Origin of the sequence: Pseudomonas orientalis (assembly GCF_002934065.1) — a bacterium.
GTDB lineage: Bacteria > Pseudomonadota > Gammaproteobacteria > Pseudomonadales > Pseudomonadaceae > Aquipseudomonas > Aquipseudomonas orientalis_A.
On the sequence record NZ_CP018049.1, the window covers coordinates 1,076,338 to 1,099,113 of the forward strand.

Below are 22,776 nucleotides of genomic sequence, written 5' to 3' on the forward strand. Positions count from 1 at the left end.
AAGGAGGGCGCGGCCTATGGTCAGCCTGGATCGTTTCGATACCTTCAAGGCCGTGGTCGAAGCCGGCTCACTGACGGCGGCGGCCGATTTGCTCGGGCAAACACGCGCCGTAGTCAGCTTCAACCTCAAGCGCCTGGAGGCGGAGCTGGGGGTTACCCTGCTCACGCGCAATACCCGCCAGTTGGCACTGACCGACGCGGGCGAACGCTTCTACCTGCGCTGCACGCGTATGCTCGAAGAGGCCCGTCTGGCGGTGGAGGAAGCCCGCTCCGAACACGCCCAGCTCAAAGGCACGCTGCGCATCACCACCACCGTCGAATATGCCCTGGCCGTGGTCGCCTCGGCAGTGGAAGCCTTTCGCCGCCTGCACCCGGACTTGAATATCCACTTATCCACATCCTCCACCCATGCCGATCTGATTTCAGAGCGTTTTGACGTGGCAATACGCCTGGGGCGGCTGTTGGACTCCACCCACCGCGCCGTGCAGTTATCGAGGTTCGAGGTGTTTGCCGTTGCGGCACCGCAGTTTGCCGGGATTCGTACCCTGGATGAGTTGCAGCAGGTCCCCCGGCTTGGCCACGGCCGCTTGACCGAGTTGAGCGTGACCGACCCGGCAGGCAGTGAACACCACTACCGCGCCGGCCCTGCCGCGTTGGTGGCCGACAGCGCGGCGGTGCTCCAGGCGTTTGCCGTACGTGGCCACGGTGTGGCGGTCCTGCCGCAATGGCTGGTGCGGGAGGATCTGGATGCCGGTCGGCTGGTGCGCGTGTTGGCGGATCATCGCTTCGCGCCCCAAGGGGTGTATGCGATGTATCCGGACACGCGGCATTTGCCGCTGAAAGTGCGGGCGTTTATTGATTTTATGAAGGGCTAGAGCTTGCCATCCAACCCAAAGCGCTTCTTCAACACCTTCTCCAGCAACCCCTTGGGCAACAGCGCCGCCATCAACGGCAACGCGCGGCTGCCGTTGCCCGAGCGCAACAGGCGCGGGGGCTGCGTGTGTTGCACGGCCTTGAGTACATCCGCCGCAAATTCACTGGCTGGGGTTGGCTTGTCCTGAGACGCCTGACTGCGCGCACGGATACCTTCGCGCAACGGCCACCAGGGTGATTGTTCGTTGATCAGCAATTCGGCCTCGGCGCCGGCGTTTTTTGCAAAGCTTGTATTGATTGCGCCGGGCTGTACTTCCATGACCCGTACACCGAACGGCGCCAGCTCCATGCGCAACGCATCGCTCAAGGCATGCACGGCGGCTTTTGACGCGCAATAGGCGCCGGCGAACGGCGTGACCAATACGCCGGAAACACTGCCGATATTCACCACCAGGCCCTTGCTGCGGCGCAGCGCGGGGAACAGCGCCTGGGTCACGCCGACGATGGAAAACACATTGGTTTCGAACTGACGCTGCATCGCCTCCGTGCCGCCGTCGAGCAGCGGGCCCATCGCGCCGTAGCCGGCGTTGTTGACCAGCACATCCAGCTCGTCCAACTGTTCGGCCAGGCGTTGCAGTGCGGCGCGGTCGTTGACGTCCAGTTGCACGGCGTTGAAACCGGCGGCGGTGAGAGCTTCGACGTCATCGGTGCGGCGGGCGCTGGCCCACACCTGGAAGCCTGCGGCTTTGAAGGCGTCGGCCAGGGCGCGGCCAATGCCGCTGGAACAACCGGTGATCAGTACGTTGGGCATGGGGCTATCCTTTGTCAGTCCGAGAAACTGCCTTGCAGGTGCTCGGCGCGAAATTCCAGGGTTTGTGGGCGATAGCCGGGGCGCAGTGGCGGGGCGGGCAGGCAGTCTTCCCAGGTGGCGCCCGCTTGTAGTTCACCAGGGCCACGATAGCGTGGGGCGGCGTAGACGTTGTCGGCCAGGTTGACCGTATCGCCCGGGGCATACGCGGCGACGCGCCAGCGAAGTTCGGTGAGCGGTACGTCGTTGCCGTTGTTGAGTGTCAGCTTCAGGGGGCGTTCGGCGGGGCATTCCTGTGGGGTGTAGGTGATGCGCAGCTCAAGGCGCGCCAGTTGCGCGGCTTCGCGGTTGTCCAGCCAGACTACCCAGACGGCGACCAAACCCAGGCCGACGGCGGCGGCCAGCGATACCGGCAGGGCTTTGGCGGGGTAGCGCAGCAGCAGGATCAGCCAGGTGATGATCAGGAGAACGCCGAAAAACATGGAGACCACCTCGAATTGGGAATGAGCATCCTAACTTAAGCGTAGGTGGGATTGGTTAGCTTGATTGCTGTGGTGGCCGTGCGGGCCTCATCGGGGGCAAGCCCCCTCCCACATTTGAATGTGTTCACAACTCAAAGGTGGGAGGGGGCTTGCCCCCGATGACTTACTTACTGAGCCGCAGCGTCCACCTGCAAGCCTTCGATGGAGGCCTCGACCAATGCCAAGCCGGTTTCGGCCAATTGCAGGCTCGCCCAATTCAGGCAGCTCTGGTGTTCAGTGCATAAATCCTGAGCGGCCAGGGTGAGGACTCGGGCGGTGCCCAGTACATGGCTGGCATGTTCCAGCGCATGTTCGATGGGGATGCCGGGTTGTACGGAAAACAGGGTGCCTCATTCCGGTCGCAGACGCCGAAAGGGGTGGGGCGGGTGGTTTGTTTGGACATTATCTTGCTCCTTGAGAAAAAGAAGCTGCCTCTGATCGCCGTCAAACGATTGGGTGGCAACTGTGCGCAGGTTGACGGACCGGTCTCAAGAACCCGGCGCACCCGAAGGTGCCCCACGCACAGTCGCCATAACGCTGTGCTGCGGGCACATGAGTGCACGAGCAAAGAAAAGGGACTATGCATCTTGAGAACAGCGAGGCCGTCAAACCTCATCACGAATGAGTCGTGACAGGCGCGAGGATAGGCAGGATGGACGCACTGGTCAATGATGGAGGTTGTGCTTTCGGGCGCCATCGCAGGCACCACAAACCCCCAAACAAAAAGCCCCCACCCAACCCACTGCGGATAGGGGACGCAATGGGCTGGGTGAGGGCTTCTTGTACGACTGTTTTACTGCGCGATAGTTTTCACCGACACGCCACGTTCGATCGGCGTGGAGCGACCGTAGATATCTTCGAAGCGCTCGATATCGTCTTCGCCCAGGTAGCTGCCCGATTGCACCTCGATGATCTCCAGCGGGATCTTGCCCGGGTTGCGCAGGCGGTGCACCGAGGCGATCGGGATGTAGGTGGACTGGTTTTCGCAGAGCAGGAACACGTTGTCGTCACAGGTGACTTCAGCGGTGCCGCTGACCACGATCCAGTGTTCGGCGCGGTGATGGTGCATCTGCAGCGACAGGCAGGCGCCCGGCTTGACCGAGATGTGCTTGACCTGGAAACGCCCGCCCATGTCCACCGAGTCGTAGGAACCCCACGGACGATAGACTTCACAGTGATTCTGGGTCTCGCTGCGGCCTTGCTCGTTAAGGGTGTTGACCATCTGCTTGACGCCCTGGACCTTGTCCTTGTGGGCAATCATCATCGCGTCCTTGGTTTCCACCACCACGATGTTGTCCAGGCCGATCACCGACACCAGCTTGCCATTGCCATGCACCATGCAGTTGCGGCTGTCCTGGATCACCACGTCGCCTTTGCTCACGTTGCCGTTGGCGTCTTTGTCATTGACCGCCCACAGCGAGGCCCAGCAGCCCACGTCGCTCCAGCCGGCGCTCAACGGCACCACACAGGCGCGCTGGGTTTTTTCCATCACGGCGTAGTCGATGGAGTTGTCCGGGCAGCAGGCGAAGGTGGCTTCGTCGAAGGTCACGGTGTCGGCGGTCTGCTCGCTGCGTTCCAGGGTCAGCACGCAAGTGTCGTAGATGTCCGGGTCGTGCTTTTTCAGCTCTTCCAGGAAGCGGCTGGCGCGGAACAGGAACATGCCGCTGTTCCAGAAGTAGCCGCCGCTTTTGACGAACTCGACGGCGCGTTTTTCATCGGGTTTTTCCACGAACTGCTGCACGCGGCTTACGCCTTCAGGCAGCAGCGAATCGTTGCTGGACTTGATGTAGCCGTAACCGGTTTCCGGACGGGTTGCCGGCACGCCGAACAGCACCATTTCGCCGCGCTCGGCGGCCACGGTGGCCAGGGCCAGGGCGCGTTGCAGGGCTTTCTGGTCGTCGATCACGTGGTCGGCAGGCAGCACCAGCATCAGCTCGTCACGGCCTTCATTGACCAGCATCATCGCGGTCAGAGCTACGGCCGGCGCGGTGTTGCGGCCGAACGGCTCCATCAGGATGCGCTGGCACTCAAGCTTGCGCGCGCTCAGTTGCTCGTTGACGATAAAACGGTGGTCCTTGTTGCAGACCACGATGGGGGAGTCCATGCCTTCGAACACCAGGCGTTCCAGGGTTTGCTGGAACAACGTGTGCTCGCCGGTCAAGGCCAGGAATTGCTTGGGGAACTGTTTACGCGAAAGCGGCCAAAGACGTGAGCCGCTACCACCGGAAAGGATGACTGGAATCATGGGTGTTTCTCCTTGAATCAGTTTGGGTCAGAGCTACGAAGGTTTGTCGTTTCACTCTTGTTTTTGTCTCGGTCCGAACCGGCGCCTCGATCCCCTGTAGGAGCGAGCTTGCTCGCGAAAAACCCGAGAGCAGCGCGATAACCAAAGGCGCTGCGTCATCGTTGACGTTCTTCGCGGGCAAGCCCGCTCCTACAGTAGATTGCGTTCAGTTCGGGAAATAATCAGCGGGTCGACACTGGGCGTTTCACCCAGACCGGCGACAGGCTCGAACCCGAACCGGTGACGTACAGCACCGCTGCCTCACCGCGCTCCAGGGCAACCGGCTTCACATCGCCGACCTTTTTGTCGCCGTCATACAGCGCCAGGCTCACCTTCACCGGGTTGATTTCACGTTCGCCACGGCCCTTGGCGGCCACCGACTTGACTACGTCGGTCTTGCCGTCGGCCGTCTTCAGGGTCAGGGCCTTGTCGCTGAGGTTCTGCACGCGAACCAGGGATTTCTGCTTGTTCTTGAACGGCGGCTCTTCGATCAGTTGCGGCTGGCCGCTGCTGTTGTTGACCAGGGTGTAGTAGTGATCGGCGGCAAGCTTGACCGGCACGGTCTGGCTGCCGACCTTGGCGCTGTAGTCGCCGCCCGGCATGAAGCTGAAATCACTGCTGGCCAGCGGCGCAACGTCGCTGAGGTTGGTGCTGCCAACCGTCGCGCTGACTTCCTGGTTCGAAGCGTTGTAGATGCGCACGAAGCTCGAGCCTTTCGGCGCCGTTGGGCCGTAGAGCGCGGCATCACCACCGGCGAAGGCGGACATGGATACGAAGCTCAGGCCGGCGGCGATAGCCAGGGTCTTGGCGAGACGACGAGGAGTTGTAGTGAAAGTCATGTGAGTTACCTCTCTTTCAGTTTTGCGCCCGGTCGGGCGTCTCGGATTTCTGATTTTTAAAAGCAGGGGTGTTGCTTGCCATGTTCTGTTGGCGCGAACCGGCTTGTTTAAGCTGCGCAACCCACGCGGGGTCGGCATCACCGATTTCGTTGTTGACGGGCAGATAGCGTTCGGGGAACTCCCAGATCAGCACCTGGGGCGGGTTGTTCTTGAAGTCGTCGCTTTTCAGGTAGCTGAGCATCGGCAGGATCGGGCCGTGGCCGTCTTCGGCGTAGCTGACCACGTCGCTGCCCAGGGCTTGCTTGAGGGCGCCGACGAAGTTCCAGTTGGGGTTGGCGCTGTAGCTGGTGCCCACCAGGGCCACCGGGGTTTCGCTGTCGCTGAACAGCGCGTCATCACCTTTCTCTTCGGCCAGGTGGGTGACGCGTTTTTGCAGCGGCTCCTTGGGCGGCATCAGGTTTTCGAACAGCGGGTCCAGGGGCAGGAACAGGCGCAGGTCGCCTTTATGCGGTTCGGTCTTTTCCGCTTCGGTGACGAAGCGCTGCGGCTCGCCGCTCAGCGGAGTCTTGTCGGCAATCGCCCTGGCCAGTTGCTTGGCGGCGATTTCCGCGCCGTCCGGGGTCCAGTGGGTATCGGTGCGCAGGAACACTTGCTTGCCGGCGAGCTTGGCCTTTTGCAGCGGGCCGAGCAGGTCCGGGGCAGGGATGTTGTCTGCGGCCACACGGGCATGGAAATCCTGGTACAGGTTGGCGTGGATGCTTGCTGGTTTCACCTCACCCAGGTGTTCCGGGTACAGGCGCACCTTGGCCGGCACGATCGCCATCACCAGTTGGATGCCCTGGGCCTTGAGTTTCTGGCGTACGCCTTCGACCAGTGCGTAATTGCCTTGCAGGTTCTGGTCTTCATTGACGGCGGGGTTGAATTCCTCGTCGCTGTACAGCCAGTGATCGCGGCCCAGCACCACGCCAGGGCGACCTTCGTTGAACAGCTTGTAGTCCAGCGCCGCCCACAGGTTGGTGCCCAGGCGCTTGATCGGGAACGCCTCGTCGTAATGAGTCTCGACGGCCTTGGTCCAGCGCCCGTTGAGCACCGTGGCATCGGCGTTGGTGCTGAAGCCCAGGAAACTGCGCAGTGACCAGGCGCCCAGCGCCAGCAGCAGCACCAGGAACAGGCTGATATAGAGGATGCGTAATGAACGGGTCATGGTCGGCTCCCTCAGAATTGGAAGTAAAGGAACGGCGAGAAACTCTGCGCCGACAGTTTCAGGATCGACGCCACGAACAGCAGCAGCACCGCCGCACGCATCGCGTAGCGTGGCCAGTCAGCGGTCCAGTAGGCCGGTTGCACGGCGGCGTCACGGCCCACGCTGAAGCCGGGCTCGTGGATGCTGCCGGGGTTGTCGCCGGGTACGGCCTTGATCAGGCTCGGATCACTCGGCTTGGATTTCTCGGCAGGGCGGTTGCGGTAGAAATCGCGCAGGCCAAAGAACGCCAGCGTTGCGTAGGCCACCACCAGGGTCGCCACTTGCAGGCCAGTGAGGTTGGCGCGGTTGAGTTCCGACAGCGACCACTCGCCAAAGCTGAACATGGCACCGTACATACGCCCGGCGACGTGCAGGTTTTCGGCGCGGAAGATCACCCAGCCCATCACCACCAGCAGGAAGGTGAAGGCCCAGCGCAGCACGTTGAAGCTGCGCGGCGCAGTATTGAGGCCGATGGCTTTTTCAATCGCCAGCCACATGCCGTGCCAGGCGCCCCACACGATGTAGGTGATGTTGGCGCCGTGCCACAGGCCACCGAGCAGCATGGTCAGGAACAGGTTGCGGTAGGTGGTCAGCGTGCCTTTGCGGTTGCCGCCCAGGGTGATGTACAGGTAGTCACGCAGCCAGGTGGACAGGCTGATGTGCCAGCGCCGCCAGAACTCGGTGATCGACTGGCTGATGTACGGCTGCTTGAAGTTTTCCATGAAGCGGAACCCCATCATCAAGCCCAGGCCGATGGCCATGTCGCTGTAGCCGGAGAAGTCGAAGTACAGCTGCGCGGTGTAGGCCAGCGCGCCGAGCCAGGCGTCACCCGTGGTGGGGTTTTGCAGGGCGAAGCAGTGGTCGGCCACCACCGCCAGGGTATCGGCGATGAAGACTTTCTTGATGAAACCCTGCATGAACCGCGTGCAGCCTTCGGAGAACTTGTCCAGGGTGTGGGTGCGGTTGTTGAACTGGTCGGCGAGGTCGCGAAAGCGCAACACGGGGCCGGCGATCAGGTGCGGGAAGATCGCCACGAACGCCGCGAAGTCGATCAGGTTGCGCGTTGCCGGGGTGTCGCCGCGATACACGTCGATGATGTAGCTGATGGACTCGAAGATGTAGAACGAGATTCCGATCGGCAACAGCACGTGGGTGAGGATAAACGGCTCCAGGCCCGCCGACTTCATCATCACATTGATGCTGTCGACGCCGAAGTTGGCGTACTTGAAGTAGCCGAGGATGCACAGGTCGACGGCCACGCCGAGCAGCAGCCAGCGCTGCGCCGGTTGGGTGCGCACACCGGCGGCACCGACCTTGAGGCCGATCCAGTAGTTCCACAGCGTGACGGCGGCGAACAGCGCCAGGAAGTCCACTCGCCACCAGGCGTAGAACACGTAGCTGGCAATCAGCAGCAGCAGGTTGCGATAGCGTTGCCCGCTCAAGTAGTACAAGCCGAGAAAGATCGGCAAGAACAGAAACAGGAACACGTTGGACGAGAAAACCATCCCGATCTCTCCATGTTTAAACCAACAGTCAAGGGCCGCAGCCCCCCCAAACCCCCCCACGAAATTCGGGGAGGGTTGTGTTGCAATCTCACTGTCGAAACCGGCTCAAAAATGTGGGAGGGGGCTTGCCCCCGATAGCGGTGTGTCATTCAACACAGATGGCGACTGTTACACCGCCATCGGGGGCAAGCCCCCTCCCACATTTTTTACCGCGTTTGGTCAGGAACCTTTGTTGCCTTTTTCATGCGTCGGGTCGTAGACCTTGGTCAGGTCGCCGCCCAGGCGGAAGGTCTTGAACGGCTGCATGCCGTGCTTGCGCTCGATCACTTCCGGGGCACAGGTGTAGAGGGTGCAGAAAGGCTCGAGCCAGGCGAATTTCATGTCCTGCTTCAAGTCCTTCATGTCCTGCTCCTTGCCGTTCTTCTGTTCGAAGATGTCCGGGTCCTTGACCCCGGCCAGCACCTTGTCGCCCAGGCGCTTGAGCGCGCTGTTGTTTTCCTGGCGCAGGTCCACGCCGTTGACCAGGGCAAAACTGGCGATCATCGACAGCGGCGGCAGGGCGTAGTTGTGGTACGACAGGGCGCGTTGTTGACGCTTCAGTTCGTTCGGCAGGAAGCCCTGGTCGTCAACCTGGTTCACACCGACCTTGTATTCCTTGACGGCCCAGTCAAACAGGTCGCGACGGTTGGTGGCGATGGAGGTCGCCATCACCGACCAGGCGGCCCAGTAGGAATGGTTATTGGTTTTTTCCAGCGGCAGGTTGTCCCAGTCGCTCACCACCTGATCGGCCAGTTTGTTGAACCAGGCTTCGATCAGTTGCGATTCCTGCTGGTGGTTGGCCAGCGGGTGCGACTCGGAGAACTTCAAACGCACATAGGCCGAGGCCATGCTGCCCAGTGCCCATTTGCGCATGGACTTGCCGGTGTGGTTGAAGTCCTTGGACATCAAGGCATCGGCCTTGGCCCACGACACCAGCCAGTTCAGCGTGCATTCGAGCTGCTGTGGGCGGCCGTCGCGCATGAACTGCATCACGCGTTTGCTGGTGTCTTTCTCCAGCTTGGTGATGTCGGCGGTGCTGTCGCGAAAGGCTTTTTCCGACTGCACATTCAGTGTCGAGCGAGCCTTGTCCGAGCCTTCGTACTTGCTGCGAAACTGCAACGGCCCGGTGTAGGGCGTCGGCATGGTGTCGCAGTTTTCCTTGAAGTCGCCGGTCTTGAACGCTTCGATCGGGGCGAAATAGCCTTGGGGCGGACGCAGTGGCGCGGCCGCATTCACGGCGCCGGCAAACATGGCCAGGCCCAGCAGGGTAGGGAGCAATAACTTTTGCATAGGTAACCTCACTTCCCGAGTTGGGCGGTCTGCTGACCACCGCTTGGGAATACGTTGCGTGTGCAAATTTTCGCTTCGACTTTCTGCGCGGCAGCGCCCTTTTCCGGGCCCTGCACTTCCACGGCCAGCAAGTTCTGCGAGGCCCAGTCTTCATCGGTGCGCAGTTCAAAGGCGAAACGCCCGTCTGTATCGGATGTTTCGGGTTTCTCGATCTTGATGTCCTCGTGGCGCCCGTTCATGTACCAGAGGGTGGCTTGCAAGGTTTTCACCGACGGATCGGCGAAGCGGATATCGACCTGATGGTTGGCATTGCGCAGGTCTTTGTTCGCGCTGTTGACCATCAGTTCGTTTTTGCCCGGTTTCAATGTGGTGCTGGCCGACATCTGCGCAGTCTTGCCTTCGCAGCCGTTGTCGAGCAGCGCCATCATCTGGCGGTAGATGGTTTCCTGGTCGAGACGGTACAGCGGCGAGAATTCCCAGATGAGGATCTTCGGCGGGTTTTTCTGGAACTCTTCGCTGCCCAGGTACTGGATCATTGAGCCTTCCAGACCACCGCCAGGGAAGGCGACATTGAGGATGTCGGCACCGATTTCTTCCTGCAGGAAGCCGGCAAAGTTGTAGTTCTTGCCGCTGTGGCTGGTGCCCACCAGGGTGATCTGCGGGTCGCCCGAATCGCCGAACAGGTCGCCGTCACCGGCTTCACCCTTGGGTTCGGTGGTGAACTGGTCCATGTACTGGATCGCGTAGCTGGTGCCGCACAATTGCCCGGCCATGTTGTGCAGGGTGCCGGTCTTGCCCATGCGACCCGAGCGCTTGGTCTCGAATTCGCGCTTGGGGATTTCCGCGTATTGCGGCATCTGCTTGACCTTGGCCGCGACGATTTTGGCGGTGCGCTGGGCGCCGTACGGGGTCCAGTGCTGGTCGCCACGGAAGTAGAAATCATGGGCCGGCAACTCGTCGGGCAATTGCTCGTTGGTGAGCGGCGACAGGTCCGGCACCACATAGCCCATCTTGGCGAAACGGCCGAGCATGGTTTTGTAGTTGCCCAGGGCCTTGTCGAAATCGAACCTGGCTTTTTCTTCGGGGTTGAGCTTGTTGCGGTTCACCAGGCCGCGGGTCGGCTGGTAGACCACCACCAGTTCCACGCCCTTGCTCTTGAACGCATCGTGCAACTGCTGCATGCGCTTGTAGCCGGCCGGCGTGGTGTCGAATTCGGTGCGCAGGTCTTCCTGGGTACGAAACAGCCAGTCGCCCTGGGCTTGCACCAGGGTGGTGAAGTTCTGCTGGTAGCGCGTGGTGTAGTTCTTCGCATCGTGGGCGGCCGGGCACAGGCTGCAGCAGGGTTCAGCGGTAAAGGTCGGTGCCTTCACTTCATCGGCGCGCACGCCCTGGCTGGCCGCGAGCAGGCCGAGGGTCAGACCCGAGAGGCTCAGCAGTTTGATCATGTGTGGGTGCATAAGGGTCATCCTCAGTCCTGCAGTTCGGTCTGGCGTTCGACGGGGTCGATCAGCACGGCTTTCTGCTGGCGCACCAGCAGGTCGAGAATCTCTTCCTGGCGCTCGCCCAGAATGCCGGAGAAGCTGATGCCGCTGGATTTGGTCGGCGCCAGCATCGACACGCGGTACAGCTCGATACTCAACGGCGAGTCGATGGACAGCGGCCCGCTGCCGTTACCCGCCAGCTCACCGCCGACCACGATCAGCGAGACCTTGGCGTCGAACGGGTCGAGGGCGATGTCGCGGTCGGTGTCGGTCAAGTCCTTGATGTGGCCGTACACACCGGTCAGACCGTTGGCCATGGCGGTGTTTTCGTAGAGCTTGATGTTCACGCTGTTACGCACGCGGATGCCGTGGCGACGGTTGCTGATCACCTTGTTGCCCCACAGCAGGTTGTCACCGCTCTCATAGAGGGTGATGCCGTCGGTGTGGTTGCGGTAGATCTCGTTGTCGACGATCAGGTTGTTCACGCTGTTACGGTCGATCACCAGGCCCGACAGTTTGTTGTCGTAGCTGCGGTTGTTGAAGATGAAGCTGTCGTTCACTTCCCGGGAAATGATGATGCCGTGCTTCTTCTTCGTGCCGTACACGGTGTTGTCGGCGATGATCAGGCCGTGGGAACGGTCGTGGGGGTCAATGCCGTAGACGATGTTGTCCTTGTAGGTATTGCCCTTGATCACAAAGCCTGTGGTCTCGTAGCAGTAGAAGCCGTACCACATGTCCGAGAACTCGGAATCAATGATCCAGCCGGTCGGCTCTGGACGCTTGAGCACCTTGGCCATGTTCGGCGTGTACTGGGAAATACTCACCCCGTACGACTTACTGTTGGCATAGCCGAAGCTGGCCATCTTGGTCTTGGAGATATAGGTCTCGGTACCGCCCCAGGCCAGCAGGAACGGGCGGAACTCCTTGGGCGACTTGAACAGCGCCGGGCCGTTGGTTTTTTCATCCCAACCGGTGACCTTGGTGTCACGCACGAACAGTTGGCCGTCGTTGATCAGGAACGAACCGGCTTGCTGGGACAGGCGCAGTTCCTGGGTGTTCTTGTCGATATCGAGGATGCCTTTACGACCGACCACGATCGGCAACTTGGCCAGGAACACACCGGGCGATGTCTCGCTGAAGTACTGCTTGGGCACCTTGCCCAGCAGGTCCTTGAGGTTCATGTAGCCGTCGTCGACAAAGATCGCCTGGGGAATGCCATGCTGGCGCACCACCCATTCGGCCATCTTGTTGTCGCCGCCGATAAAGTCCTTGAGCGCGTCTTCCTGCATCATGCGGCGGATGCTGATCTTGCCCGGTTTGCTTCTGACGATCTTTTTTTCCATGGCCGCAGCGGTGTAGCCCGACAGGTCGGGCAGCGCCGGCTTGGCCATTTCCAGCGGCGCGGTGGGCGGGCTGGAAATGGTGTAGGTCTTGGCCTGTTGCAGTTCCTTGGCGATGGTCGGCGCCTTGGCCGCCGTGTCGGCAAACGCTGGGGCACTGGCCACCAGCATTGCCGCGACGAGTAGGCTTTGAGCATTCATTGCGCAGGCTCCCATCAGAATTTCCAGACCACGTCGACAAAGGCGCGGTGCATGTAGGAGTCGACCTGGCTGCCATAGGCGTCGCCCGGCTTGAACACGCCGGCACGCAAGCGCACCAGGGCCGAGGGCTCGTCGATCGACTGGCTCAGCGCGGCGGGCAGCAAGCCTTTCTTGAAGTACTTGGTGACGACCAGGTCCATCTCCTGGCCGAGGTCCTTCTTGCCGTCTTCAAGCGGCAGGGAGGTGCTGGAGAGGATCGCGCCGGTCACGTCGTCGGTGTTGTTCTGCACCGCGTCGATGCCGTTGCTGCCCACCGGCTTGTTGCCGTCCACGCGCCAGAACTTGTGGTACACCAGGCTGGCGTCGTAGTCCTCGCGCAGCTGCCAGGAACCGAACAGGCTCATGGACTGCATGTTGTTCATCTCGCCGCGAAACGCCTCGCCGAAGCGGTGCACGCGGGACTGGGTGCCGGTCCAGTTCGAACGGTTGCTTTGCAGGCCGTTCTGTTCGTACTCGGCGCTGGCGCGCGAATAGGCCGCGCCCACTTGCCACTGCGGGTCCAGGCGCAGGCGCACGCCGATATCGGTGGCCCAGCCGCTGACGTCATCACTGCGCTTGCCATTGGTCGGGCGGCTGCCATCGGCGTTCAAGGTGTTGACCGTGTCGCGGTCGCCCTTCATGCCGGTGATGCTGGCCCAGTAGTTGACCGTGTTGGTGTTGCGCCAGTTATAGGCGTCGCTGTTGGCTTCGATGCCGAGCCAGGTCAGGTCGCCGTTTTCGCGCTTGTCCAATGGGTCGCTGGCCACGCCCGGTTCGGCGTAGTCGAGCTTGCCGTCGTCGTGGGTGTGGTGGCCGCGCAGACCGATCCACTGGCCCGGCGTCCATTGGTAGGCGGCGTCGGCGTAGAAGTGCTGGCGGTCCTTGTCGACCGGCGACAGTTCCTTGAGGTCGGTGCGGTATTCGCTGAAGCGTTCGGCGGCGCCGACGTTGGCCTTGAGCAGGGTGGTGTCGAAGGTCCAGTTCAGCGCTTCGATGTTGGTGTCGCGCCATTGACCGTCGTCATTGCGCAGGCGCTGGCGACCGAACTTGAGGATCTCGCCGGGGTAGGGCGTGAAGCCGCTGTAGCCGACCCAGAACTCGCGCAGGGCCAGGTAGTTTTTCTTCGCCTTGCGGTCGTCGTTGCTCGATTGTTCGGTCGTGTCATCGGCCGACGGTTGCAGGGTGTCGGTCTCGATAATGTCGCTGGACACCACCGCCTGGCCCATGGCGTAGGCGCTCCACGCGCCGCTTTCGCCGTAGATCCACGGGCGCAGGTCGAGGCCGATACCGTTGACGTCGCCGCCTTTCTGGGTGCCCAGGTCGCGGTCGTCTTCGGACTGCGCGGTGGCTTTGACTTCCAGGCCGAAGTTCTTGGCTTCGGTCAGCGCGGCCAGGGTCGGGCACGACCACAGCAGGGCGAAGGACAGGCCGATGCCGGCCTTGACGAATGGGTTGAGCTTCATAGGGATTCCTCGCCGTCTTCTTGCAGGGCGTGCAGTTGCAGCGTGCTCTGGGCCAGGGTGCCGCGGGCGGCCAGCTCCTGTTGCACCAGGCGTTGGCCTTCGGCGCGTTGCTCAGGCGTCAGCGGGGCTTCGAGCTGGGTGGCCAGCTCATTGGCTTCCGGCGTGTCCTGGGCCTTGGCCAGTTGGCTGAAGACATAGGCGTTGAGCGGGTCGGGCTTGGTGCCCTTGCCTTGGGAAAACAGTTGGGCAATGGCGAAATCGGCGCTGTTCTGGCCGTTGCGCGCTGCGGTCAGCAGGTGGTCCAGGGCTTTTTGCGGGTAGACCTTGCCCAGGTAGCCACGACGGTAGATCTGGCCGAGGTAGTAATCGGCGGCCACTTCACGGCCCACGGCTTTCTCGAAATGCGCCTCGGCAGCCTTGGCGTCGGCCGGTACCCACTTGCCTTCGTAGTAGAGCTTGCCCAGCAGCAATTCGGCGCGTGGCTGGTCGGCGGCGCGGCCGTTGTCCAGGTACTTCATCATCTGGTCGACGTCGCCCAGTTCGGGGAAGTCGTAGAGCAGTTGCGCCAGGCTGACCCAGGACGCGGGGTAACCCGGGGCGATTTTTTCCAGCAACGCCTGGGCGGTTTTCTCGTCCGGCGTGCCGAGGGTGGCATCGCCGAGTACGCGGGCGACGCTGTCGACGCGCTGGGCGGTGACGGTGCCACGGCTGTAGCCTGCTTCCATCTGCTTGAGCAGCTCGGCCTGTTTTTCCGGCTCGGCTTTTTTCTGGTAGACGGTGGCCAGCTCGACGTAGCAGATATCGGTGGTGTTCAGCGCGGCTTTGCAGATGCGCTCCACGTCATCCAGATGCTGGTCGTAGGTGTTCTGGGTGCGATACAGCAGCACTTGGGCCAGGCCGGCTTCCGGATAACCGGCGGCCTGCCATTGGCTGATCTGCTGCTGGGCGTTCACGTCGGGGAAGCTGTGCGGGTATTGCAGGTACAGCATCGCCAGCGGGATCAGGGTATTGCCTTCGCCATTGGCAAAGGCTTTTTTCAGCAGCATTTGCGCTTCATGGTGTTCGGCTTCGGTGGCGCCGGGCTTGGCCACCAGCAGGCGGCCAAGGCGCGCCTGGGCACGGGGCGAAGTGTCCGCCGCCGCGCGGTAGGTGGCCTCGGCCTGTTTGATTTGCGCCGGATCGCGGGTACCGACCTGGATATCAGCCAGGCCCACCTGGGCCTCGCTGTAGCCCAGGTCTGCCAGTTGCTGGTAATTCTGCTGGGCGGTGACGGTGTCGCCACGCTTGAGCGCTTCATTGGCCAGGCGTTGGTCGGGCAGGCCGGCACAACCGGCCAGGCTCACCGCAACCGCCAGCAACGCCACCGAACCCATGTGGGAGGGGGCGTGCCCCCGATGCAGGCGACTCGGTGCATCAGGCAAACCGCGCTGATCCCATCGCGAGCAAGCCCGCTCCCACAGGGATTGTGTTGTTCTTGAAATAGGGTTCACAGGCATGTCCTCGCTTACAGACCGTGAGCCATGGCTTTATCGATCAGCCAGTTCAGCGAAGGGCCGCGGTCACTGGTGACTTCCACCGGGCGGCCGGCGTAGGTGCTGTCCAGCGGGGCGTCCGGTTTGATCTGCACGCGGATGTCGGAGGACAGGTCGGCGCTGTTCAAGCTGGTGCTGCTGACGATGGTGCCGGTGCGTACCTGGTCTTCGTCGGCGACCTGGAAGCTCACCGGCGTACCTGGGCGCACATCACCGAACTGGCGATAGCTGAAGCGCGCTTCCACGTTGGCCTGGCTACCGCGTGGCACCAGTTGGAAGATCACGTCACCCTTGCTGGCGTACTGGCCGTCGGCAACCAGTTGCTGGGCGACCACGCAATCGCACGGCGAGGTCAGGGTGCCGGTCATTTGCTTGCCGAACAGTTCTTCAACCTTGGCCGGTTGCAGTTGGTCTTCGTCCAGATGGCCCTTGAGCACATCGAGCATGCTGGTGCTGAAGGTCGCCAGCGGCGCGCCTTTGGCCGCTACCGCGTCACCCTTGAGCAGGCTTTGCACGGTGCCGTCACGCGGCATGGTCACGTTCATGCCCGGTACACTTACAAGGCCGGCCTGGGCGTGGCTGACGAAATACATGCCGTACAGCGATTTGAACACAAAGCCGAAGGCGGCCAGGCCCACCAGGAAAATCGCCAGGCTGAAGGTCACGGCGCGCAGACGCCCGAACGCGGTCATGCCGCTGCCGCCGTCCTTGACCTTGCGCGCCTTGGTGAAGTTGTCGCGTTGCAGGGTGGCCAGCACGTCGCCCATGGTCACGATGTCGCCGGACAAGTGCGAAGTGATCAGGTGGCGCAGGGTGGAAATATCCTGGGCATCGAGGTTCTGGAACTGGCAACCGGTGCGGCCGGTCTGGCGGTCGTAGGAGCGGATCTGCAGCTCCACGTCCATCGCCAGGCCAAGGTTATCGATGACGAACTGCAGGCGACCCTTGTGCACCTGGCCGATGGTCAACGGCTGCGTGGCGGTGAAGGCCAGGCCGCCGGCGGACAGGTCGATGACCTTGGCTTCGGTCGGCGTGCGGTCGCTGTTGAAGAAGCGCAGCTTGGCCGGGATTTTGACCCGGGCGTGCTGGCGCTGGGCTTCGGATTCGTGGACTACGTTGGCGTTTACTTGGCTGTTCATCAGGGCATTCCTTAAGTTAATTCAGGCTTGGCAGGGTCAGACCATCATCAGCAACACGGCGACGAAAATGCTGCCGGCGGAGAAGGTCATGGTCCGAGACGACCAGGTGTTGAACCAACGTTGAAAGCTGGCCAAATCGCGGGTCAGTTTGGTGTCCTGGCGGGTCCAGGACTGTTGATCAAGGCGGAAGAACACGTAGATCTTCACCAGCGCGCCCATGATCTGGTTGTAATAGAGAATCAGCGGATAGGCCGGGCCGATCTTGTGGCCGGAGCACGACAGCAGCAGCGTGAGGATCAGGCGGGTGATGCCGATCCACAGCAGGTACGCGAGGATGAAGGCACCGCCGTATTTGAAGGTGGCGATGATTGCCACGGTCAGGCCGAGCAGCGAGGTCCACATCGACACGCGCTGGTCGAACAGCACCACACTGGTGAACACACCGAGGCGGCGCACACCCAGGCCCAGGGCGCGGGAGTTCTGGCGCAGGTTGTTGCCGTACCAGCGGAACATCAGCTTGCGGCTGGCCTTGATAAAGCTCTTTTCCGGCGGGTGTTCCACGGTGTTGATCGCGGCATCCGGCACGTAGAAGGTGTCGTAGCCCAGGCGCATCAGGCTGAACCAGCTGGACTTGTCATCACCGGTGAGGAACTTGAAGCGGCCCAGGCGCCAGTGTTGCAGCGAGTCGCTTTCCACGTCGGCGATAAAGCCCGGGTCAGTCACCACGCTGGCGCGGAACACCGACATACGCCCGGTCATGGTCAGCACGCGCTTGGACAGGGCCATGGAGCACATGTTGATGTGGCGCTGGGCGAAGCGCAGCTTGTGCCATTCGCTCATGATGTAGCCGCCGCGCACTTCGCAGAATTCGTTGGTGGTCAGGCCACCGACATTGCCGAACAGCTGGAACCACGGCACGGTCTTGCGCACCACGCCTTCGGCCAGCACGGTGTCGCCATCGATCACGGCCACCACGGCGCGGTCATCCGGCAGGTGGCGCGAGATGGCGCGGAAACCGAAGGCCAGGCCGTCGCGCTTGCCGGTACCGGCGATGCGCACGAAGTCGAGCTTGACGTGAGCCGGTGGGTTCATTTTTTCCCAGAGGCTCTTGACCAGCAGCTCATCGGACATTTCCACCAGCGAGCAGACCACGGTGGTGGGGAAGCCGCATTCGATGGCTTCGCGAATCACCGAGCTGTAGACCTGCGCAGTGGTCAGCGCATCGATCCTGAAGCTGGTGACCATCAGGAACACATGGGAGGGGTCGGCGGCCTTGCCCAGCTTGCGCACCTTGCGGCGCAGGTGCGGGTACACCACGTACAGGAACAGCATGCCGCGAAAGAAATGCGTTGCACCCATCGAGTAGCGCCAGATACCGACGGCGCCAATCAGGAAAATAAAATTCTTCGATTGCGAATCGAAGGTGCTCGCCGGCAACAGCAGGGCGAGTCCCATCAGCAGGCTGAGAAACAACAGCCAGCCGGCGGCTTGCAGCAATACATGTTTTAACTTGGACATAAGCGTCATCCGGAAGGGGAGGAGGCTTCAGGCTGCAAGCGCTGGGGATTAAGCCACTGGCAGCCTGAAACTTGCCGTTGCTGTTACCAGCAAATACCTTCAGTACGGCCGCTCACGCTGGTGGCCTTGGACATGAAGCCCACCAGGTCGACCACTTGCTTGCCTTCCGGCGCGTTGTGCGCCAGGGCACGGAACTTCTCGTCACGGTTACCGAGGATGATCACGTCGGAGTTGTTGATCACATCATCGAAGTCCGAGTTGAGCAGGGACGAGACGTGGGGGATCTTGCCTTCGATGTAGTCCTTGTTCGCACCGTGCACGCGGGCGTACTCGACGTTGCTGTCGTAGATGCTCAGGTCGTAGCCCTTGCCGATCAGCATTTCCGCCAGTTCTACCAACGGGCTTTCACGCAGGTCGTCGGTACCGGCCTTGAAGCTCAGGCCCAGCAGGGCGACTTTGCGCTTGTCGTGGCTGGAGACGATGTCGAAGGCGTTCTGCACCTGGGACTCGTTGCTGCGCATCAGCGAGTTGAGCAGCGGCGCTTCCACGTCCAGGGAGCCGGCGCGGTAGGTCAGGGCGCGCACGTCTTTGGGCAGGCACGAGCCGCCGAAAGCAAAGCCCGGGCGCATGTAGTACTGGGACAGGTTGAGCGTCTTGTCCTGGCAGACCACGTCCATCACTTCACGGCCATCGACGCCGACCGCTTTGGCGATGTTGCCGATCTCGTTGGCGAAGGTGACTTTGGTGGCGTGCCACACGTTGCAGGTGTACTTGATCATTTCGGCGACGGCGATGTCCTTGCGGATGATCGGCGCGTCGAGTTCTTCGTAGAGCGACTGCAGGACATCGCCGGAGGCGGTGTCGAACTCGCCGATCACGGTCATCGGTGGCAGGTCGTAGTCGGCGATGGCGGTGGATTCGCGCAGGAACTCCGGGTTGACCGCAACGCCGAAGTCGACGCCGGCTTTCTTGCCGGAGCAGTCTTCGAGGATCGGGATCACCACATTGGCTACGGTGCCCGGCAGTACGGTGCTGCGTACCACGATGGTGTGGCGGGTGGTCTTGTCACGCAGGACAAAACCGATCTCGCGGCATACCGACTCGATGTAGTTGAGTTCCAGGTCGCCGTTCTTCTTGCTTGGCGTGCCTACGCAAATCATCGACAGGTCGGTATCGCGGATGGCTTCGGCGAAGTTGGTGGTGCCACGCAGTCGGCCAGTCTGGATGCCCTGGCTCAACAGCTCGCCCAGACCCGGCTCAACGATCGGCGACTTACCGGCATTGATCAGGTCGATCTTTTCCTTGGAGATGTCTACGCCGACCACTTCGTGGCCACGGGCAGACAGGCAACCGGCACACACGGCGCCAACGTAACCCAAACCAAATATGCTGATGCGCATCGCAATTACCTCTGTATTTAAATCATGCCATTAGATGGCTGGAGTTCATGTTTGCAAGCGTCACTGATGCCGCGAAAGTTGGGCGAATAGACGCCGACTTGCCGCGTGCAGGCATGTTGAATAACGAGTGACTAACTATTGCACTCAAGTTGTGCGCAACCAGGCCTTATTATTGGGGCTTGCCCTGAAATGCAGCCGTGCTTCCTTGGAGGAAGGCTCCGGCACCGGTGCGGCAAGGGTATCGATGTAGGCAAATTGCCTTTTTTATCAATGCCTTGTGTGTTTGCACGGGCTCATTTAGGTCAGCGCTTCCTTGGCCTGTAGGGGATAGCAACGCGTACTTATCGCCACCCTTAACTCGATCAGTTGATGTTATGACCATAGAGTCAAAGTGTTTTAAGACAACTTGACTGCTTCCATTGGTCGTTATGTAAGTCATCTCTTACAGGCGTAGAGAATTTCGTTACCGGTGGTATGAGCGGTGCTTCAGGATGAAGTTCCAGCCCGCTCATCCTGTTTCCGGAAATTTCTTGAAATATTGGGAAAGATGGCACTAGTAGTATATTGATAGCACTTGCTATTTAGACCAGTAGTTGTGGGGAGTTGGCGCGGGGGGATAGTTTTGTGCCACTACTGAATAAAAAAAGTGGTGCCACTACGAAAAAAAACGATGAATGTCGAGTGAATAAATCGTTAGGGTTGTGTCTGGGTGTTTTTCTGGCGCCAAATAAATGACGATTCTCTGATTTGAAATACAAAACAAATGTGGGAGGGGGCTTGCCCCCGATAGCGGTGGAGCAGTCAATACTTCGGTGATTGACACTCCGCCATCGGGGGCAAGCCCCCTCCCACATTTGATCATCGGTGTCTGTAAGGCCTTATTCCGGTGCGTGATCGCGCAAGAACACCAGGTTATCCGGCTTGGACTGCGCCGCATTGAAGCGGTAGCCCTGCACATCGAACTGCTTGAGCTTCGCCGGATCGTTGATGCGTTCTTCAATCACAAACCGGCTCATCATGCCTCGTGCTTTCTTCGCGTAGAAGCTGATGATCTTGTACTGGCCGTTCTTCAGGTCCTTGAACTCGGTGTTGATGATCCGTGCGTTCAGCGCCGTGCGCTTGACCGCCGAGAAGTACTCGTTGGAAGCCAGGTTGAGCAGCACGTCGTCGCCTTGCGCGGCCAGTGCTTCATTCAACCACTCGCTGATGCGCGCGCCCCAGAACGCGTAAAGATCCTTGCCACGGGCATTGGCCAGCTTGGTGCCCATCTCCAGGCGGTACGGCATCATCAAATCCAGCGGGCGCAACAGGCCGTAGAGCCCCGAGAGCATGCGCAGGTGATCCTGGGCGTAGCTGAAATCGGCATCGCTGAAGGTCTCGGCGTTCAGGCCTGTATAGACGTCGCCCTTGAACGCCAGCAGCGCCTGCTTGGCGTTGGCCGGGGTGAAAGCGGGCGTCCAGCTGCCGAAGCGGGCGGCATTGAGGCCGCCGATCTTGTCGGAGACGTGCATCAACTCGCTGATCTGCGCCGGGCTCAGTTCGCGCAGTTGCTCGATCAGTTCCTGGGAATGGTCCAGGTACTGCGGCTGGGTGAAGCGCGCAGTGACCGGCTTGGACTCGAAGTCGAGGGTTTTGGCGGGGGAAATCACCATCAGCATGAAGTTGGCTCCTGGAATCGTGGGCTGGATTCTAGGGGGTTAGAGCGTTTGACTCCACCTATCAAGCCAATAGGCCCCGGTTTTTGTGTAGGAGCGAGCTTGCTCGCGAAAGTTGTCAACGATAACGCTGCCTGGCTGAATAAACGCGATGTCCAGACGTTTTTCGCGAGCAAGCTCGCTCCTGCACAAAAAGGGCGGGGCAGTCCGCTATGATGGGCGGTAACTTCGCAGAGGGAGATCTCGTGTGCGATTAGCGCTTTTATTGTCGGCTTGCCTGCTGTGCCTGAATGCCCAGGCCGCGCCGGTGGACGTAGCCAGCCTCGACCGCGCCACCTGGCCGGAAAAACTCGCCAGCCCGGCGCTGTTCGATGTGGCCTCGCGCGCGGAAATCCTGATGTTTGCCCACGGCCTGTTGGTCAGCGAAGCCCTGGACGACACCGCGCTCAAGCAGCGCCTGGGGCTGAAGATCATCAACCTGGCCGCCATCGACGATCTGCGTCGCCAGCTCTGGCAACGGTTGTTGGAGAACTACACGTTCGCCCAGCAAAGCTGCGAAGAAGACGCTTCGTTCTGCTACCTGGTGGAAAACATGGATGACCTGCGCGAGCAGGCCGGCAAGTTCGAAGTCAGTGACGACTCTTTCTATATAGGCTGGGCCGCCCCCAGCCGGCACTTTCACGAACGCTATCTCGATGAACTGCTGCGCAAGGCCGCGCTGCTGCCGCAGATCAGCAGCGAAGTGGCGCGCTTTGGTGACCACGAACGCAATGGCGACGAGCTCAACGATCGCATGTTCCTGCTGACCTTCGACGGCGGCCCGGCAACGGTCGGCGGCAATACCGACTGGCTCGCCGACTACCTGCGCAAGCAAAAGATGAACGCCACGTTCTTCACCCTTGGCAGCAGTCTGCAAACCCGTGTGGAGCGCAGTTCCGCCGCGGATGTGCAGGCGCTGTACCAAGGGCAGTGCGTGGGAATCCAGGGCTGGCAGTATCGTTCTCACAGCCATTGGGTCGACTGGCAGGATTCCATCACCCGCAGCGCGTCACTGGTGCAAAACCTGCTGCCGGAAAACTACCTGCCGCTGTTCCGGCCGCCTTACGGGCAACGGCGTGCGGACAGTCAGGGATTCTTCCAGGCCCAGGGTCTGCAAGTGGCGCTATGGGACATCGATTCCCAGGACGATCCGGGCAAGCTCAAGGCCGAAGAGTCGGCGCAACGGGTGCTGACGCTGATGCTGCTGTGGCGCAAAGGCGTGATTGTGTTCCACGATCCCCAGGACAAGGCGCGGGTGGCATTGCCAATGTTGTTGCAGTCGACGGCGCAGAGTGGCTTGGGTTGGCAGGACTGTCGTGAAGCATTTCGATGAAATGCCCGGTCCTGTTGGTTGAGGGGGATTTTCGGGGTGATTTTCTGCGACATTTCGATGCAGGCGGACTTCCGACTTTAACGGGGTGTATGGCACTCGGCTAGTGCTATTCGTCATCCTGAAAAATAAACTTCAAAAAAGCGTCAAAGTGCTTTTTCCTGTCATGGGTTTTGCGGTATTACGAAGTCAGACCGCCGAAACCTGCAGCACAGGTGGCGTCTTCCAAGACTCCTCA

General features: G+C 61.0%; 18 protein-coding genes. 2 read left to right on the forward strand and 16 right to left on the reverse strand.

Features of this window, described 5'->3' with window-relative positions:
- The first annotated feature begins 16 nt into the window (after nt 1-16).
- Nucleotides 17-874, forward strand: a complete 858-nt coding sequence (locus BOP93_RS04815) for a LysR family transcriptional regulator (RefSeq protein WP_104501733.1) — start codon at nt 17-19, stop codon at nt 872-874.
- On the opposite strand, the gene BOP93_RS04820 is transcribed toward BOP93_RS04815, so the two are convergent.
- The 16 genes from BOP93_RS04820 to yaaA form a co-directional block, all read right to left on the reverse strand.
- Entirely contained in the window at nt 871-1,683 is an 813-nt protein-coding gene (locus tag BOP93_RS04820; protein WP_104501734.1) for an SDR family oxidoreductase, read from the reverse strand. The genes BOP93_RS04815 and BOP93_RS04820 overlap by 4 nt on opposite strands.
- A gap of 14 nt (nt 1,684-1,697) precedes the next feature.
- Nucleotides 1,698-2,162 carry a multidrug transporter gene (locus tag BOP93_RS04825; RefSeq protein WP_104501735.1) on the reverse strand — a complete coding sequence of 155 codons (465 nt, stop codon included), beginning with the start codon at nt 2,160-2,162 and terminating at the stop codon, nt 1,698-1,700.
- Nucleotides 2,163-2,329: 167 nt separating this feature from the next.
- Entirely contained in the window at nt 2,330-2,545 is a 216-nt protein-coding gene (locus BOP93_RS27765) for a DUF3077 domain-containing protein (RefSeq protein ID WP_346330234.1), read from the reverse strand.
- Between the two features lie 449 nt (nt 2,546-2,994).
- On the reverse strand, nt 2,995-4,446 hold the full coding sequence (locus tag BOP93_RS04835; RefSeq protein WP_065895311.1) for a mannose-1-phosphate guanylyltransferase/mannose-6-phosphate isomerase: 1,452 nt from the start codon (nt 4,444-4,446) through the stop codon (nt 2,995-2,997).
- 221 nt (nt 4,447-4,667) lie between these two features.
- The gene (locus tag BOP93_RS04840; RefSeq protein WP_043049782.1) at nt 4,668-5,324 is read right to left on the reverse strand and encodes an alginate O-acetyltransferase AlgF; all 657 of its coding nucleotides are present in this window, start codon (nt 5,322-5,324) and stop codon (nt 4,668-4,670) included.
- 16 nt (nt 5,325-5,340) lie between these two features.
- A complete protein-coding gene (locus tag BOP93_RS04845; RefSeq protein ID WP_104501736.1) occupies nt 5,341-6,528 on the reverse strand; it encodes an alginate O-acetyltransferase in 1,188 nt (395 codons plus the stop codon).
- Between the two features lie 11 nt (nt 6,529-6,539).
- The gene (locus BOP93_RS04850) at nt 6,540-8,072 is read right to left on the reverse strand and encodes an MBOAT family O-acyltransferase (RefSeq protein WP_104501737.1); all 1,533 of its coding nucleotides are present in this window, start codon (nt 8,070-8,072) and stop codon (nt 6,540-6,542) included.
- 219 nt (nt 8,073-8,291) lie between these two features.
- The gene (locus BOP93_RS04855) at nt 8,292-9,401 is read right to left on the reverse strand and encodes a mannuronate-specific alginate lyase (protein ID WP_065885857.1); all 1,110 of its coding nucleotides are present in this window, start codon (nt 9,399-9,401) and stop codon (nt 8,292-8,294) included.
- Nucleotides 9,402-9,409: 8 nt separating this feature from the next.
- The gene (locus BOP93_RS04860; RefSeq protein WP_065886443.1) at nt 9,410-10,858 is read right to left on the reverse strand and encodes an alginate O-acetyltransferase; all 1,449 of its coding nucleotides are present in this window, start codon (nt 10,856-10,858) and stop codon (nt 9,410-9,412) included.
- 11 nt (nt 10,859-10,869) lie between these two features.
- Nucleotides 10,870-12,438, reverse strand: coding sequence for a mannuronan 5-epimerase AlgG (gene algG / locus BOP93_RS04865; RefSeq protein WP_065885858.1), 1,569 nt, complete (start codon nt 12,436-12,438; stop codon nt 10,870-10,872).
- Nucleotides 12,438-13,925, reverse strand: coding sequence for an alginate export family protein (locus BOP93_RS04870; RefSeq protein WP_104501738.1), 1,488 nt, complete (start codon nt 13,923-13,925; stop codon nt 12,438-12,440). The genes algG and BOP93_RS04870 overlap by 1 nt, the downstream gene beginning before the upstream one ends.
- Nucleotides 13,922-15,298: an alginate biosynthesis TPR repeat lipoprotein AlgK gene (algK, locus tag BOP93_RS04875; RefSeq protein ID WP_104501739.1), complete on the reverse strand. Its 1,377-nt coding sequence runs from the start codon at nt 15,296-15,298 to the stop codon at nt 13,922-13,924. The genes BOP93_RS04870 and algK overlap by 4 nt, the downstream gene beginning before the upstream one ends.
- A 131-nt stretch (nt 15,299-15,429) precedes the next feature.
- On the reverse strand, nt 15,430-16,596 hold the full coding sequence (locus BOP93_RS04880) for an alginate biosynthesis protein Alg44 (RefSeq protein ID WP_104501740.1): 1,167 nt from the start codon (nt 16,594-16,596) through the stop codon (nt 15,430-15,432).
- A 36-nt stretch (nt 16,597-16,632) separates the two neighbouring features.
- A complete protein-coding gene (gene alg8, locus BOP93_RS04890) occupies nt 16,633-18,114 on the reverse strand; it encodes a mannuronan synthase (protein WP_162303207.1) in 1,482 nt (493 codons plus the stop codon).
- Between the two features lie 83 nt (nt 18,115-18,197).
- On the reverse strand, nt 18,198-19,514 hold the full coding sequence (locus tag BOP93_RS04895) for a nucleotide sugar dehydrogenase (RefSeq protein WP_057724657.1): 1,317 nt from the start codon (nt 19,512-19,514) through the stop codon (nt 18,198-18,200).
- Between the two features lie 878 nt (nt 19,515-20,392).
- Complete coding sequence (gene yaaA, locus BOP93_RS04900; protein ID WP_104501742.1) at nt 20,393-21,172, reverse strand: peroxide stress protein YaaA; 780 nt, start codon at nt 21,170-21,172, stop codon at nt 20,393-20,395.
- A gap of 244 nt (nt 21,173-21,416) precedes the next feature.
- Here yaaA and BOP93_RS04905 point away from each other — a divergent pair, with 244 nt between their 5' ends.
- Nucleotides 21,417-22,541, forward strand: a complete 1,125-nt coding sequence (locus tag BOP93_RS04905; protein ID WP_104501743.1) for a polysaccharide deacetylase family protein — start codon at nt 21,417-21,419, stop codon at nt 22,539-22,541.
- The last annotated feature ends 235 nt before the right edge of the window (nt 22,542-22,776 follow it).